Origin of the sequence: Streptomyces sp. NPDC015032, from assembly GCF_043080425.1 — a bacterium.
In the GTDB taxonomy this organism is placed as follows: domain Bacteria; phylum Actinomycetota; class Actinomycetes; order Streptomycetales; family Streptomycetaceae; genus Streptomyces.
Map to the genome: position 1 here is coordinate 75,302 of NZ_JBIBVN010000014.1, position 15,067 is coordinate 90,368.

Sequence of the window (15,067 nt, forward strand, 5' to 3'; positions counted from 1 at the left end):
CAGCGTCCCGCGAGATCTACGTCACCCGACCCGTCGGTCAGTACGAGGGCACGCGCTCGCCCCGCAGCACTTCGCTCTGCAGCCGGGTCACCAGGGACAGATCGAGTGAGTCCCGGACCGCGGCGAGGGCCTTCGCCCCGTCGGTCCGGCCGATGACGGCGGCGCGGGAGTTGCGCAGCGACAGCTCCCGGGTGACCTCGTCGCCGAGCGGGAGCACGTCGACGCCGAGCCCGAGCCGGTCCTGCACCTCATCCAGGTTCCAGACGGTGGCGTCGACCTCGTTGCGGGCGAAGAGATCGCGCAGCTGCATGTACGAGACCTCCAGCCACTCGATGTCCTTCCGGTCGGCGAAGACCCGCTCCACGAGCATCCGCAGATCCTCGGATGTGTGGTCGACGGCCACCCGCAGCCCGGGGGAGTCCGGGTCGACGCCGCGCCGCAGCAGCATGCCGTGTGCGCCGACGTAGGTGGCGGGGCCCAGGTCGGCCACCAGCTCCACCGGATGCTCGGCGATCAGCTGGTCGGCCGCGAAGCGGGACAGGACGACGAGGTCGACCTTGCCCTCCAGCAGCGCGGTCGTGCGGGCTCCGGCACCCCGCATGAACGTGATCGCGAACGGGGCGCCCGCTTCCTCGAAGGCGCTGCGCAACCCGGTCGCCAGGCCTTCGTACCTGCGTGAGTACGGGAGCGGCATCGCGGCGAGCAGCGTGCCGAGTCCGGACAGCCGCCAGAGGACGGAGCGGTCCGAGTGGACGAGGAAGGTGCCGAGATGGCCGCGGGCGGTCGTCTCGATCGCCCCGGAATCCTCCAGCAGCTGCAGGGCTGCCTGAACGGTCCCGTTTCCGCAGCCCAGCTCCTCGGCGAAGTCGCGCACGCGGGGCAGGCGGGTGTCCGGCTCATGGTTGAGCAGCAGGACGGCGAGTTGCCGGGCGGCGAGGCCGTTCCGGGTGAGGAAGCGGTCATCGAGGTCGTTCACGAGCCAAACAGTAAACAGGATTCTGGATATTGACAAGGTCCGCGAAAGGTTTCATCCACCGGGCGCCGCTTCCCTCTGCGGGACCACTGGAAGAGCCCACAGGGAGCCATGCGGTGATTTTTCATCTAATGTCGCATTCACTTGCTGTCGGCAGAGGAGCGCGCGTGACCACCCCCGTACCTCCCCGCGACCGACCCGATCAGCCGTGGCGCTCCGAGGGCGCGCCGCCGCCCCCGCCGCAGGGCCGGAAGATGCCGGGAGGCTGGGGCGGACTGCTGCTGACCGCGCTCGCCGTCTACCTGATCGCCAATCTGATGCTGTCCTTCTTCAACGGGGAGGAACAGCGCACGGTCGCGTACACGGAGTTCAGCAAGCAGGTCACCTCGGGCAATGTCTCCAAGATCTACTCCAAGGGCGACGCCATCCAGGGACAGCTCAAGAAGGAGGCGAAGGTCCCGGGGACCGACAAGAAGTACACCAAGTTCGTCACCCAGCGGCCCGCCTTCGCGAACGACAACCTCTGGGCCGAACTGGTCAAGGGCGACGTCGTGGTCACCGCCGAGCCCGTCGTCCAGCAGCGCAGCTTCCTCGCCAACCTGCTGATCTCGCTGGCCCCGATGCTGCTCCTCGTCCTGCTCTGGGTGTTCATCGCCCGGCGGATGGCCAAGGGCATGGGCAGCGGGATGGGCGGCTTCGGGCGCAAGGCCCCGCCCAAGCCCGTCGAGCTGGAGGCCGGCAGGCGCACCACCTTCGAGGACGTGGCCGGGATCGACGAGGTCGAGGGCGAGCTCAACGATGTCGTGGACTTCCTGAAGAACCCGCAGGCGTACCGGAGCATGGGCGCCCGGATGCCCGGGGGAGTGCTCCTCGCGGGACCGCCCGGCACCGGCAAGACACTGCTCGCACGGGCCGTCGCGGGCGAGGCCGGAGTGCCGTTCTTCTCGGCATCGGCCTCCGAGTTCATCGAGATGATCGTCGGCGTCGGCGCGAGCCGGGTGCGGGAACTCTTCGCGGAGGCGCGCAAGGTCGCCCCCGCCATCGTCTTCATCGACGAGATCGACACCATCGGCCGGGCCCGCGGCGGTGGCTCCGGCATGGGCGGGCACGACGAGCGCGAGCAGACGCTCAACCAGATCCTCACCGAGATGGACGGCTTCTCCGGCTCGGAGGGCGTCGTCGTCCTCGCCGCCACCAACCGCGCCGACATCCTCGACCCCGCCCTCACCCGGCCCGGCCGCTTCGACCGGATCGTCCAGGTCAGCCCGCCGGACCGGACCGGCCGGGAGGCGATCCTGGAGATCCACACCCGGCAGATCCCGCTCGCCGACGATGTGAACCTGGCCCAGGTGGCCGGTACGACCCCGGGAATGACCGGTGCCGATCTCGCGAACCTCGCCAATGAGGCCGCGCTGCTCGCGGTCAAGCGCCGGCAGCCCGAGGTCAGCCAGTCCGATCTCTCGGACGCCCTGGAGAAGGTCCAGCTGGGGGCGGAACGCTCGCTGGTCATGTCGGACGAGGAACGCCACCGGACCGCCTACCACGAGAGCGGGCACGCCCTGCTCGGCATGGTCCAGCCGGGTGCCGACCCGGTCCGCAAGGTCACCATCGTGCCGCGCGGCCGGGCCCTGGGCGTCACCCTCTCGACGCCGGATGCCGACAAGTACTCCTACACCGAGGAGTACCTGCGCGGCCGCATCATCGGCGCGCTCGGCGGGATGGCCGCCGAACAGGTGGTCTTCGGCATGGTCACCACCGGCGCCGAGAGCGACCTGGAGCAGGTCACCAACCTGGCCCGCGGCATGGTCGGCCGCTGGGGCATGAGCCAGAAGGTGGGCAGGCTGACGGCGATCCCGGGCGATGCCCAGCAGGCGTACGGGCTCTCCGCGGCCCCCGCGACGCTCGACACGGTGGACGGCGAGATGCGCCGCATTGTCGACGAGTGCTACGAGTCCGCGTGCCGGCTCCTGCGCGAGAACCGGGAGAGGCTGGACTCGCTGGCCGCGGCACTGCTGGAGAACGAGACGCTGGACGAGGCCGCGGCCTACCGTGCGGCGGGTATCCCCCGCCTGGCCAAGTAGCCGACGCGGCCCGCACGGCGCCCGCGGGGTTCAGGTGGTGCACACGAGATAGCGGAAGACGTTCGGCATCCAGATCGTGCCGTCCCGGCGAAGGTGCGGACGGAGGGCCTCCGCGACCTCCCTGGCCACCTGGTCCCGGCCCGTCGCCCGTACCGCGGCGTCGAAGAGCCGCGTCGACAGCAGCCCCCGTACCGCGCTGTCCATGTCCGCGTACTCGAACGGGCACGCCACCCGGCCGGAGCCGTCCGGGTTCAGACCCGACCGGAACGCCACTTCCTCCAGATCGTCCCGCTCCCAGGGCCGCCAGCCGCCGGCGCGCGGCGCCCGGGACTCGTCGGAGCGCCGGCCCGCCACTCGCAGCACCGGCGCCACCGCGCACCGTTCCGGTGGCCCCCACCCGGTCAGGACGACCGTGCTGCCCCGGGCGGCCAGCGGCACGGCGGCCCGCAGCGTGTCCACGAGCCGTTCGCCGTCACCGGACGAGCAGCCGATCGGGGTGAACGCCGTGATCAGGTCGTACGGGGCTTCGTCGGCCGCCGCGGACGGATCTCCGTCGAGGAGCCGGGCGGGTCCGGCCGGGAGTCCGGCATCGGCCCCCGGATCGGGCAGCAACCGGGCCCGCGCGAGTGCCAGCCGTTCGGAATCGCTGTCGACGCCCGTGACGCGCGCCCCGCGCGCGGCCGCGATCAGCAGCGCCAGACCGGAGCCGCAGCCGAGGGAGAGCAGCCGGGTGCCGGTACCCACTTCGAGCCGCTCGTACACCGCTTCGTACAGCGGCGCGAGCATCCGCTCCTGGACCTCGGCCCAGTCCCGGGCACGGGTCCCCGGGTCCCCGGGGGTGGCCGTGTCCGCGTGGCTGTGGTGCCGGACGAGCGTTGGTGTCATGGAAGCGCCCCAATCCGCCGAGAGGTCGGCCGTGTCCGATCGGTCGTGCCCGAGTGGATGCTCCCCCCTGCGCGTCTGCGCCCGTTCCCCCGTATGTCGGAGAACCGCGCATCCGCGCCCGCGCCCAGGGGTCTGATGGCAATGGTCGTGTGGTCCGGTGATGCGCCCGCGGGTACGGCCCGTGGAGGAGGGGCCCGTCGCCCCGTGCGGTGGGTGGTGTCGCCGTACGATGCGCGCCATGGCAAAGGCACCCGTTCTCACGCCCCAGGCCGAGGACTTTCCCCGCTGGTACCAGGATCTGATCAACAAGGCCGAACTCGCGGACAACGGTCCGGTGCGCGGCACCATGGTCATCCGGCCGTACGGATACGGTCTGTGGGAGCGGATGCAGCAGGATATGGATGCCCGGATCAAACAGGCGGGCGCCCGGAACGCCTACTTCCCGCTCTTCATCCCCCAGTCTTACCTGACACGCGAGGCCGAGCACGTCGAGGGCTTCGCGCCGGAGCTCGCGATCGTGACCCGCGCCGGCGGAAAAGAGCTCGAAGAGCCCGTGGTGGTGCGGCCGACGTCCGAAACGATCATCAACGAGTACTTTTCGAAATGGATCCGGAGCCACCGGGATCTGCCGCTGATGATCAACCAGTGGGCCAACGTCGTGCGCTGGGAGATGCGCCCGCGGGTCTTTCTCCGCACGACGGAATTCCTCTGGCAGGAGGGCCACACCGCCCACGCCACGTACGAGGAGGCCCGGGAGTACGCCGCGCACATCCACCGGGAGGTCTACGCGGACTTCATGGTCAACGTCCTGGGCATCGATGTGGTCCTGGGCCGCAAGACCCCGGCCGAGCGCTTCGCGGGGGCCGTCAACACCCTGACGCTCGAAGGAATGATGCGGGACGGCAAGGCCCTGCAACTGGGTACGAGCCACGAGCTCGGCACCAATTTCGCCAGGGCCTTCCACACCGGCTACCTGTCCAGGGAGGGCAGGCGGGAACTCGTCTGGCAGACCTCCTGGGGCGCGTCGACCCGCATGGTCGGCGGTCTGATCATGGCGCACGGCGACGATCACGGCCTCCGGGTGCCGCCGCGCCTCGCCCCCGTCCAGGCCGTCGTCCTCGCGGTCAAGGAGGCAGACGCGGTGCAGGCCGCGGTCCGGTCGATCGGGGAGCGGCTGCGCGCCGGCGGGATCAGGGCCGAGGTCGACGACCGCACCGACGTCCCGTTCGGCCGCCGGGCGGTCGACTGGGAGCTGAAGGGCGTGCCGGTACGGATCGAGGTCGGCCCGCGCGACCTGGAGAACGGCACCGTGATGCTGGCCCGGCGCGTCCCCGGCGGGAAGGAGCCGGTGGCGATCGAGGCCCTGGCCACGCTGCTTCCGGCCGTTCTGGAGGAGGACCAGGCGGCCCTGCTGCGGGAGTCCCGGAGCAGACGCGAGTCGGCCACCACCGAGGTCGCGTCCGTCGAGGAGGCCGTGGAGGCGGCGGCCGCGGGCGGTTGGGCACGCATCGCCTGGTCGGCCCTCGGCCCGGCGGGGGAGGCCCGGCTCGCGGAGCACGGGGTGTCCGTACGGTGCCTGGTCGCCGAGGACGGGTCGGTGCCGGACTCGGACGACGCCCCCGGTACTGTCGCTCTGGTGGCCCGGGCCTACTGACGCCTCACCCGCCTCACCCGCCTCCCCGGCCGACGGACGGCCCGGCGTACAGTTGCCTTCTGCACGTACGGACGTACGGGCTGCTACGTACCACCTTGGTGCGAGCTGTGAGACTTCTCCGCAGATCTGCGCACCCGCCCTCGTCAGGACGCATCAACGGCAACTGACTGGTACGTGCAAATTATTTGGGATGGCCCGGAATCGGAACACCGGGGCACCCGCGCTCGTTGTCACGACGTGAGCACGACACCACCTGTACTTGCCGCAGAGCTGGCACAGGCGTGGGCCGACATTCAGCGGTACCACCCCGAGCTGCCCGATCTAGCCGCGCCCGAGTCCCTGATCGGAGAGTCCTCGTCCGCCTGTGGCGCCGAGCTCTCCTTCGAGCGACTGCTCCACGAGGCAGTCCATGGCATCGCCGCCGCGAGAGGTGTCCGCGACACCTCGCGGGCCGGCCGCTACCACAACCGACGATTCCTCGCGATTGCCGAGGAGTTGGGCCTCGACCACGCCGAGGAGCCCCACCCCAGCAGCGGTTTCTCGCTGGTCGCGCTCAACCCCGAGGCCAAGCGCAGGTACCGCCCGACGATCGAGCGGCTGCAGCGCGCCCTCAAGGCGCACACGGTCGCCACCGCCGCCGACACCAAGCGTTCCTTCCGCGGGCCGGCCGCCCGGCACGGTTCCTCCGGCGGAGGCGTCCGCGTCAAGGCCGTCTGCGACTGCGGACGCAATGTGCGGGTCGTCCCGTCGGTGCTGGCGCAGGCGCCGATCGTCTGCGGTGGCTGCGGAAAGCCGTTCCGCATCCCTGAAGCCGCGGTCGCGGTGGGGTGACCCGGTGCGGTGTGGCACAATGGCAAGCTGTACTCGACAGTCGCACAGGACCCCTCTCTCCTCCGGCTGACGCGTCCATCGGGCACCCGAGTACCGCAACCCCACGTGGCATCTTCGTTGTGCCCAACCACGTCATAGACCAGGAGACACCACTTCCGTGGCAGTCAAGATCAAGCTGAAGCGTCTGGGCAAGATCCGTTCGCCTCACTACCGCATCGTCGTCGCCGACTCCCGTACCCGCCGTGACGGCCGGGCCATCGAGGAGATCGGCCTGTACCACCCGGTGCAGAACCCCTCGCGCATCGAGGTCAACTCGGAGCGTGCGCAGTACTGGCTGTCCGTCGGCGCCCAGCCGACCGAGCCGGTTCTCGCGATCCTGAAGCTCACCGGTGACTGGCAGGCCCACAAGGGTCTTCCGGCCCCCGCGCCGCTGCTGCAGCCGGAGCCCAAGGCTGACAAGCGCGCCCTGTTCGAGGCCCTGGCCAAGGACACCGGCGAGGAGTCCAAGGGCGAGGCCATCACGCAGAAGGCGAAGAAGTCCGACAAGAAGGCGGACGAGGCTGCCGGCGCGGCTGCGTCCGCCGAGTCGACCGAGGCCTGAGCATGCTCGAGGAGGCTCTCGAGCACCTCGTGAAGGGCATCGTCGACAACCCTGACGATGTGCAGGTCGCTTCGCGCAACCTGCGCCGTGGTCGCGTGCTGGAGGTCCGGGTCCACCCCGACGACCTCGGCAAGGTGATCGGCCGCAACGGCCGCACCGCACGCGCGCTGCGCACCGTCGTGGGCGCCATCGGCGGCCGTGGCATCCGCGTCGACCTCGTCGATGTGGATCAGGTTCGCTGACAGAGTTGAACACCGGCACGGGCCGGGGAGGGCCAAGCGCCCGCCCCGGCCCGTCGTCGTATGACAGGAGAGACACAAGGTGCAGTTGGTAGTCGCGCGGATCGGCCGTGCCCATGGGGTCAAGGGCGAGGTCACCGTCGAGGTGCGTACGGACGAGCCGGAGCTGCGGCTCGCGCCCGGGGCCGTACTCGCCACCGAACCGGCCGGCGCCGGACCGCTGACGATCGAGACCGGCCGGGTGCACAGCGGACGGCTGCTGCTGCGCTTCGAGGGCGTACGCGACCGTACGGCTGCCGAGGCCCTGCGCAACACGCTCCTGATCGCCGAGGTCGACCCGGCGGAACTCCCCGAGGACCCCGAGGAGTTCTACGACCACCAGCTCATGGACCTCGATGTGGTCCTCGCCGACGGCACCGAGGTCGGCCGCATCACCGAGATCACACATCTGCCGTCCCAGGACCTCTTCATCGTCGAGCGGCCGGACGGCAGCGAGGTGATGATCCCGTTCGTCGAGGAGATCGTCACCGAGATCGATCTCGACGAGCAGCGCGCGGTGATCACCCCGCCGCCCGGTCTGATCGACGAGAGCCAAGCCGTGATCGACTCCTCGCGCGACGAGGAGAGCGACGGGGGCGAGACGCCCGGGACCGGGAAGGACGTCTGATGCGCCTCGACGTCGTCACGATCTTCCCGGAGTACCTGGAGCCGCTGAACGTCTCCCTCGTCGGCAAGGCCCGCGCGCGCGGGCGCCTCGATGTGCACGTGCACGACCTGCGTGACTGGACGCACGACCGGCACAACACGGTCGACGACACCCCGTACGGCGGTGGCCCCGGCATGGTCATGAAGACCGAGCCGTGGGGCGAGGCCCTGGACGACGCGCTCGCGTCCGGGTACGAGGCAGGGGCGCACTCCCCGGTGCTCGTGGTGCCCACGCCCAGCGGCCGTCCGTTCACCCAGGAGCTCGCCGTCGAGCTCTCCGAGCGGCCGTGGCTGATCTTCACTCCGGCCCGCTACGAGGGCATCGACCGACGGGTGATGGACGAGTACGCGACCCGCGTGCCGGTCGTCGAGGTGTCCATCGGCGACTACGTGCTGGCCGGCGGGGAAGCCGCGGTACTGGTGATCACGGAGGCGGTGGCCCGGCTGCTGCCCGGCGTGCTCGGCAATGCCGAATCTCACCAGGACGACTCGTTCGCCCCCGGCGCGATGGCCAACCTGCTGGAGGGGCCCGTCTACACCAAGCCGCCCGAGTGGCGCGGCAGAGGCGTCCCGGACGTCCTGCTCAGCGGGCACCACGGGAAGATCGCACGCTGGCGGCGGGACGAGGCGTTCCGTCGCACCGCGCTGCACCGGCCCGATCTCATCGAGCGCTGCGAGGCGAGCGCCTTCGACAAGAAGGACCGCGAGATCCTCTCCATCCTCGGCTGGTCACCCGAGCCCGGGGGCCGATTTTGGCGCAGGCCCGAGGCCGTGGAAGAATAGGCCGCTGCTGTACGTCCGACGTGCGCCCCTGCCACAGGGGGAAAGCGACCATTGCGACTCCCATACCCATGGGAGCGGTCACGACGCCCGTCCGGCGCGATCAGCACTTCCATCTCCTCACGAATTCCCGTCGATGACCTGTGGCATCGGCGAAGAAAGCAGACAACATGGCTTCCCTGCTCGATGACGTCAACGCCGCATCGCTGCGCACGGACGTCCCGGCGTTCCGCCCCGGTGACACCGTCAACGTCCACGTGCGAGTGATCGAGGGCAACCGCTCCCGTATCCAGCAGTTCAAGGGCGTGGTCATCCGCCGCCAGGGCGCGGGCGTCAGCGAGACCTTCACGGTCCGCAAGGTCTCCTTCAGCGTCGGCGTCGAGCGCACCTTCCCGGTGCACAGCCCGATCTTCGAGAAGATCGAGCTCATCACCCGCGGTGACGTCCGCCGCGCCAAGCTGTACTACCTCCGTGAGCTGCGCGGCAAGGCCGCGAAGATCAAGGAGAAGCGCGACAACTGAGCTGACTCCCAGGTCCACAGGACAGCCGGTTAAGCTCTGGCCCCGATGGACACGGAAGCCAAGCCCTCGGAGCGCGACCGCTCCTCCGTACCCGCAGCAGGGACGGAGGAGGGGCCGCGCTCCTCGCGTATCCCCGAGCGGCTGACCGCCTCGGTGCCGTGGCGGCGGGCCGCCGTGCTCGGAGCCGTCTGCTCGGTCTTCGCGCTGCTCGTCAGCGCCTTCGTGGTGCAGCCCTTCCTGATCCCCAGCGGCTCGATGGAGTCCACCCTGCGGGTGGGGGACCGGGTGCTGGTGAACAAGCTGGCGTATCGTTTCGGCTCCGAACCGCACCGCGGCGATGTGGTGGTCTTCGACGGCACCGGTTCCTTCGTGCAGGAGCCGCCCCGGGGCAATCCCGTCACTGAACTGCTGCACGGCGTGGCCGCGCACCTGGGCCTGGCGGAGCCCGCCGGGACCGACTATGTGAAGCGGGTGGTGGGCGTGGGGGGCGACCGGGTGGTCTGCTGCGACAAGCGGGGAAGGGTCGAGGTGAACGGCCACCCGGTCGACGAGGACTATCTGTACCCGGGTGATGTGCCGTCCCAGGTGCGCTTCGACATCGTGGTCCCCGACGGCACGCTGTGGATGATGGGCGACCACCGCAGTAATTCCCGTGACTCGCGCGACCACCTGGGAGAGCCGGGCGGTGGCATGGTCCCGGTCGACATGGTGATCGGCAGGGTGGACTGGATCGGCTGGCCGCTGGGCCGGCTGGGCTCGCTGCCGGACAGCGCGGCCTTCTCCGGCGTACGGGTGCCGGGCGGGGCCCATGGGTAACCGGAGCCGGGGGCAGGACGGGGCCGCCGACCCGGAGACACCGCCGTCGGACGGCCCCCGGCCGAGGGCGGGGCGCTCGCTGCCGACCAGGGCGGAGCGGCGCAGACTGGCCCGCAAGGTCAAGCGGCGGCGGCGCCGGTCGGCAGTCCGGGAGATCCCCCTTCTCATCACCGTGGCGCTGCTGATCGCGCTCGTGCTCAAGACCTTCCTGGTGCAGGCCTTCGTGATCCCGTCGGGATCGATGGAGCAGACCATCCGGATCGGTGACCGGGTGCTCGTCGACAAACTGACACCCTGGTTCGGGTCCCGGCCCCAGCGCGGTGACGTGGTCGTCTTCAAGGACCCGGACCACTGGCTGAAGCAGGAGAACGCCGACAAGAAGAACCCGCCCGTCGTCGTCAAGCAGGTGAAGGAGGCGCTGACCTTCATCGGGCTGCTGCCGTCGGACGACGAGCAGGACCTGATCAAGCGGGTGGTCGCGGTCGGCGGCGACACCGTGAAGTGCTGCGACAAGGACGGCCGGATCACCGTCAACGGCGTACCGCTCGACGAGCCCTATCTGAACCCCGGTAATCCGCCCTCCCTCATCAAATTCGAGGTAAAGGTTCCGGCCGGCCGGATCTTCGTGATGGGCGACCACCGGTCGGATTCGGCCGATTCGCGCTACCACCTGGACGAGCCGGGCCACGGCACGGTTTCCGAGGACGAGGTCGTGGGACGTGCTGTGGTCATCGCCTGGCCCTTCGGGCACTGGCGAAAACTGGAGGAACCGGCGACATTCGACTCGGTCCCTGACGCGCGCGCCGGGACGGCCGCTGTTTCGGGCGCGTCGAATAGTGTGTTGTCCAAGGATCCGAACGGAGTGATCCCTCTCCCGACCCCTGCGGAACTCCCGCTCGTTATGGGAGTGGTGGGCCTGCACCGGCTAGGGCGCGGGCGGTGGCACGGAGTAAGGAGTGGATGTGGGGGATTTGGCGGTCGGCGCACGATCCGGACACGAGGAACCCGAGGACCGGCCGGGCAATCCGGAGAATGTCGAGTCGGCCGGGGCGGCGGACCGTGCGGGGAGTGACGGAAACTCTTCGGACGGTGGTGGTGCAGCCCTGAAGAAGCCACGCTCCTTCTGGAAGGAGCTGCCCCTGCTCATCGGCATCGCGCTGGTTCTCGCGCTGCTGATCAAGACGTTTCTGGTGCAGGCGTTCTCGATCCCCTCGGACTCGATGCAGAACACGCTCCAGCGGGGCGACCGGGTGCTGGTTGACAAGCTGACCCCGTGGTTCGGTGCGGAGCCCAAGCGGGGCGAGGTCGTGGTCTTCCACGACCCGGGCGGCTGGCTGGAGACCACCCAGGCGGCCAATCCGAATGTGGTGCAGAAGTTCCTCAGCTTCATCGGACTGATGCCGTCCGCCGAGGAGAAGGACCTGATCAAGCGGGTCATCGCGGTCGGCGGAGACACGGTGGAGTGCAAGGAGGACGGCCCCGTCGTCGTCAATGGCAAGGCCCTGGACGACAAGTCGTACATCTTCCCGGGGAACACGCCCTGCAACGACGAGCCGTTCGGCCCCATCAAGGTGCCCGAGGGCCGGATCTGGGTGATGGGCGACCACCGCCAGAACTCCCGCGACTCCCGTTACCACCAGGAGCTGCCGGGCGGCGGCACGGTTTCCAACGACGAGGTCGTCGGCCGGGCCATCGTCGTGGCATGGCCGATCAACCGCTGGGCGACCCTGCCGGTCCCGGACACCTTCGACCAGCCGGGTTTGAGTGCCGTGGCGGCCGTGGCGCCCGGAGCGATCGGCCTCGCCGGCGCTGTGCCGATCGTGATTTGGCGCAGGCGGGCCGGCCTGGGTTCCGGTCGGCAGAATTGACTGACGGGCTGTCGTGATCTGTTGAGTCGTGTTGATTTGGCAGGATGTCGCCGTGAAGTCGTGATCAAGTAACAGCAAAATTAGGTAGATGTGGAGTTGCTCGCCGGACTGTTGCTTATAGCATCTTGACGACTGTTCAGTACAACTGGTCAAGGGGGAAGATGTGGCACGTATTTCTCGGGTGAAGGTCATGGGCGCTGTTGCCGCGGCCGTCGTAGGCGTGGCAGTTGCGAGCTCTCCGGCTACCGCCGACACGGGGCACTCCTACGGTTACGGCTCCTGCACCCACACGTCCGACGGCTGGTTCATCAGCAATGGGGACACGCTGTACCTCAAGGACACGTGTGCGGACAACTTCTCCGCCGCTCTCAAGGTCGATGTGGCGCCCATCAAGACGGGCGAGGGCTACGACTTCATGGTGTGGAACAGCAACGGCAACGGCACCACGAAGAAAGAAGACAGTCACAATTTCCCGGAGGGCGTGAAGATCTGCATCAAGGCCGGCCTCGGCCACCCGTCCACCGGTGAGATCGGCGGGTTCGCCTCCAGCTGGGTGTGTGGCACGACCTGAGCCCGGTCCCCCGTCTCCGCTGGTCGGAGATGGGCCGGACAGCCCAGGCCGTCCGGTACGCGATAATGGATGCTGGTGCCCGTGACGCGGGTACCAGATGGCACGATGAACCGCCCTCCGGTTGCTCGACGAGCACGCTGAGCAACCGGAGGGCGGTTGCCGGTGGTGGGTGGGCCGGGACGCCAGGCAGTCCGCAGACGACGAGGTGGTCCGACAAGCAGTAGCCCTGGGGAACTCCCGCTCGTTGTTCGGGGCAGTGGGTCTGTGAATGGACAGGGCCCAGAGGGCAGGTGTGGACGCAGAGTGAGGACTGGATGTGAGCGACGTGGCTGCCGGTGCACGACCTGGACATGGAGAGCCCACGAAGAGGCCCGAGCAGCCCGCTGAGTCTGCCTTCGATCCTGCAGGAGAGGCACAGGATCCAGACGCGCTCGCGAATGCCCACACTGCGGACGGGGCTGGCAAGGGAGTAGGGAAGCAGCGTTCCTTCTGGAAGGAGCTGCCCCTGCTCATCGGTATTGCGCTGGTTCTCGCGCTGCTGATCAAGACGTTTCTGGTGCAGGCGTTCTCGATTCCGTCGGACTCGATGCAGGACACGCTGCAGCGTGGCGACCGGGTGCTGGTGGACAAGCTGACACCGTGGTTCGGCGGGGAGCCCGAACGTGGTGAGGTGGTCGTGTTCCATGATCCGGGCAACTGGCTGGACGGGCAGCCGACTCCTGAGCCGAACGTGGTGCAGGAATTCCTCAGTTTCATCGGTCTGATGCCGTCCGCCGAGGAGAAGGACCTGATCAAGCGGACGATTGCGGTCGGCGGCGACACGGTGGAGTGTGCGAAGGGTGGTCCGGTCAAGGTCAACGGGAAGGCGCTCAACGAGCCGTACATCTTCCCAGGTGACACGGCGTGCGACGACATGCCCTTCGGGCCGCTCAAGGTGCCCGAAGGCAAGATCTGGGTGATGGGCGACCACCGGCAGAACTCCTGGGATTCGCGCTATCACACCGAGGATGCGACCAAGGGCTTTGTACCCGTCAAGGACGTCGTGGGGCGGGCCGTAGTGGTGGCGTGGCCGATCAACCGCTGGGCGACGCTGCCGGTCCCGGACACCTTCGACCAGCCGGGTTTGAGTGCCGTGGCGGCCGTGGCGCCCGGTGCGATCGGTATCGCCGGCGCTGTGCCGATTGTGATCCGGCGCAGGCGGAGGCTGATCAGCGGGCGTACCGCCGGGTAGTGTGCCGACTCGGATCAGCGGTTGTCGATCTCCGAGGTGGGGGCGCTGGGATGAGTGCAACAGGACGTACGGGTGACGGCCGCGGTCGGCTCGGCAGCATGCTGTCGGGGCTGGCCGTGGCCGTCGGCTGTGTGCTCTTCCTCGGCGGTTTCGCCTGGGGGGCCGTGGTGTACAGGCCGTACTCCGTGCCGACCGAGTCGATGACACCGACGGTGCACGCCGGCGACCGGGTGCTCGCTCAGCGGATCGACGGCAGCGAGGTGCACCGCGGCGATGTGGTGGTCTTCACGGATCCGGCGTGGGGCGCCATGCCGATGGTGAAGCGGGTCGTCGGGATCGGCGGCGACAAGATCGCCTGCTGCGACAAGGGCCGTCTCACCGTCAACGGCATATCCATTGAAGAACCGTATCTGCACACCAAGGGCCCCGCCTCGGTGAACAACTTCACGGCGGACGTGCCCAAGGGACAGCTCTTCCTGCTCGGTGACGAGCGCGCCTCCTCGCTGGATTCCCGGGTCCATCTGGACGACCCGGGACAGGGCTCCGTGCCGCGAGGCGCGGTGCAGGCCCGGGTGGACGCCATCGCCTGGCCGATGGACGGCATGATCGGGCGGCCGCAGGCCTTCGCAGCCCTCCCGGGCGGGGTGTCGTCGCCCGGGCCGCTGCGGTGGCAGCTCGGTGCGGTGGTGGCCGGCGTGGTGCTCATCCTCGCCGGCGCCGCGTACGGTCCGATCGCGGCCCGGTCCGCGCGACGGGCGCAGAGCGGGCGGGAAAGGGCGACGACCGGTGGACACTGAGAAGCGGAAGGTCGCCCGGGTGGTGCTTCTGGACCCCGACGACCGCATTCTTCTGATACACGGGTTCGAACCGGAGGACCCCGGGAGCACCTGGTGGTTCACCCCGGGCGGAGGTCTGGAGGGCGAGGAGACCCGGGAACAGGCCGCGCTTCGCGAACTCGCCGAGGAGACCGGGATCACCGATGTCGAGCTGGGACCGCTGCTCTGGCAACGGATGTGCTCGTTCCCGTTCGACGGGCGCCGCTGGGACCAGGACGAGTGGTACTTCCTGGCGCGTACGACACAGACCGACACCGATACCAGTGGGCTGACCGGGCTGGAGCAGCGCAGCGTCGCGGGTCTGAGGTGGTGGACCTCCGCCGAACTGTCGGCGGCGCGTGAGACGGTGTACCCGACCAGGCTCGCCGAGCTGCTGCGCACGCTGCTCGACGAGGGTCCTCCGCGTACGCCACTGGTTCTGGCCCCCGAAATCGCCTAAGCGTCCAGGGGCGCCGGGGTCTGGCGCACAATGGGG

Annotated in this window: 17 protein-coding genes; 15 read left to right on the forward strand and 2 right to left on the reverse strand. The window is 69.2% G+C overall.

The genetic code is table 11. The features are described 5' to 3' along the window. Positions 1-37: 37 nt before the first annotated feature. On the reverse strand, positions 38-976 hold the full coding sequence (gene yhfZ, locus ACF08M_RS21045) for a GntR family transcriptional regulator YhfZ (protein WP_392186767.1): 939 nt from the start codon (positions 974-976) through the stop codon (positions 38-40). A 164-nt stretch (positions 977-1,140) separates the two neighbouring features. Here yhfZ and ftsH point away from each other — a divergent pair, with 164 nt between their 5' ends. Beyond that, a complete protein-coding gene (gene ftsH / locus ACF08M_RS21050; protein ID WP_392186768.1) occupies positions 1,141-3,054 on the forward strand; it encodes an ATP-dependent zinc metalloprotease FtsH in 1,914 nt (637 codons plus the stop codon). Positions 3,055-3,084: 30 nt separating this feature from the next. On the opposite strand, the gene ACF08M_RS21055 is transcribed toward ftsH, so the two are convergent. Next, positions 3,085-3,939, reverse strand: coding sequence for a class I SAM-dependent methyltransferase (locus ACF08M_RS21055; protein ID WP_392186769.1), 855 nt, complete (start codon positions 3,937-3,939; stop codon positions 3,085-3,087). A gap of 238 nt (positions 3,940-4,177) precedes the next feature. Between ACF08M_RS21055 and proS the strand changes: the two genes are divergently transcribed. The 14 genes from proS to ACF08M_RS21125 all read left to right on the forward strand — a co-directional run bounded on the left by proS (position 4,178) and on the right by ACF08M_RS21125 (position 15,031). Then, positions 4,178-5,593 carry a proline--tRNA ligase gene (gene proS, locus ACF08M_RS21060; RefSeq protein WP_392186770.1) on the forward strand — a complete coding sequence of 472 codons (1,416 nt, stop codon included), beginning with the start codon at positions 4,178-4,180 and terminating at the stop codon, positions 5,591-5,593. 237 nt (positions 5,594-5,830) lie between these two features. Then, the gene (locus ACF08M_RS21065; RefSeq protein WP_072487235.1) at positions 5,831-6,424 is read left to right on the forward strand and encodes a hypothetical protein; all 594 of its coding nucleotides are present in this window, start codon (positions 5,831-5,833) and stop codon (positions 6,422-6,424) included. Between the two features lie 157 nt (positions 6,425-6,581). Further along, positions 6,582-7,025: a 30S ribosomal protein S16 gene (gene rpsP / locus ACF08M_RS21070; protein ID WP_392186771.1), complete on the forward strand. Its 444-nt coding sequence runs from the start codon at positions 6,582-6,584 to the stop codon at positions 7,023-7,025. Between the two features lie 2 nt (positions 7,026-7,027). Then, positions 7,028-7,267, forward strand: a complete 240-nt coding sequence (locus ACF08M_RS21075) for an RNA-binding protein (RefSeq protein WP_005311361.1) — start codon at positions 7,028-7,030, stop codon at positions 7,265-7,267. A 79-nt stretch (positions 7,268-7,346) separates the two neighbouring features. Beyond that, positions 7,347-7,931 carry a ribosome maturation factor RimM gene (gene rimM, locus ACF08M_RS21080; RefSeq protein WP_392186772.1) on the forward strand — a complete coding sequence of 195 codons (585 nt, stop codon included), beginning with the start codon at positions 7,347-7,349 and terminating at the stop codon, positions 7,929-7,931. Then, positions 7,931-8,752, forward strand: coding sequence for a tRNA (guanosine(37)-N1)-methyltransferase TrmD (trmD, locus tag ACF08M_RS21085; RefSeq protein ID WP_392186773.1), 822 nt, complete (start codon positions 7,931-7,933; stop codon positions 8,750-8,752). The genes rimM and trmD overlap by 1 nt, the downstream gene beginning before the upstream one ends. A 167-nt stretch (positions 8,753-8,919) precedes the next feature. Next, positions 8,920-9,270 carry a 50S ribosomal protein L19 gene (rplS, locus tag ACF08M_RS21090; protein ID WP_392186774.1) on the forward strand — a complete coding sequence of 117 codons (351 nt, stop codon included), beginning with the start codon at positions 8,920-8,922 and terminating at the stop codon, positions 9,268-9,270. A 45-nt stretch (positions 9,271-9,315) separates the two neighbouring features. Further along, positions 9,316-10,086 carry a signal peptidase I gene (lepB, locus tag ACF08M_RS21095; protein WP_392186775.1) on the forward strand — a complete coding sequence of 257 codons (771 nt, stop codon included), beginning with the start codon at positions 9,316-9,318 and terminating at the stop codon, positions 10,084-10,086. Then, positions 10,079-11,158: a signal peptidase I gene (gene lepB, locus ACF08M_RS21100; protein WP_392186776.1), complete on the forward strand. Its 1,080-nt coding sequence runs from the start codon at positions 10,079-10,081 to the stop codon at positions 11,156-11,158. Before lepB (ACF08M_RS21095) ends, lepB (ACF08M_RS21100) begins: the two co-directional genes overlap by 8 nt. Beyond that, a complete protein-coding gene (gene lepB, locus ACF08M_RS21105) occupies positions 11,058-11,954 on the forward strand; it encodes a signal peptidase I (RefSeq protein WP_392186866.1) in 897 nt (298 codons plus the stop codon). Before lepB (ACF08M_RS21100) ends, lepB (ACF08M_RS21105) begins: the two co-directional genes overlap by 101 nt. Before the next feature lie 163 nt (positions 11,955-12,117). Then, positions 12,118-12,525, forward strand: a complete 408-nt coding sequence (locus ACF08M_RS21110) for a hypothetical protein (protein ID WP_392186777.1) — start codon at positions 12,118-12,120, stop codon at positions 12,523-12,525. A gap of 310 nt (positions 12,526-12,835) precedes the next feature. Beyond that, positions 12,836-13,756: a signal peptidase I gene (gene lepB, locus ACF08M_RS21115; RefSeq protein ID WP_392186867.1), complete on the forward strand. Its 921-nt coding sequence runs from the start codon at positions 12,836-12,838 to the stop codon at positions 13,754-13,756. 50 nt (positions 13,757-13,806) lie between these two features. Next, positions 13,807-14,553 (forward strand): signal peptidase I, encoded by a 747-nt coding sequence (lepB, locus tag ACF08M_RS21120; RefSeq protein WP_392186778.1) that lies wholly within the window; start codon positions 13,807-13,809, stop codon positions 14,551-14,553. After that, positions 14,543-15,031, forward strand: a complete 489-nt coding sequence (locus ACF08M_RS21125; RefSeq protein WP_392186779.1) for an NUDIX hydrolase — start codon at positions 14,543-14,545, stop codon at positions 15,029-15,031. The genes lepB (ACF08M_RS21120) and ACF08M_RS21125 overlap by 11 nt, the downstream gene beginning before the upstream one ends. Positions 15,032-15,067 lie beyond the last annotated feature (36 nt).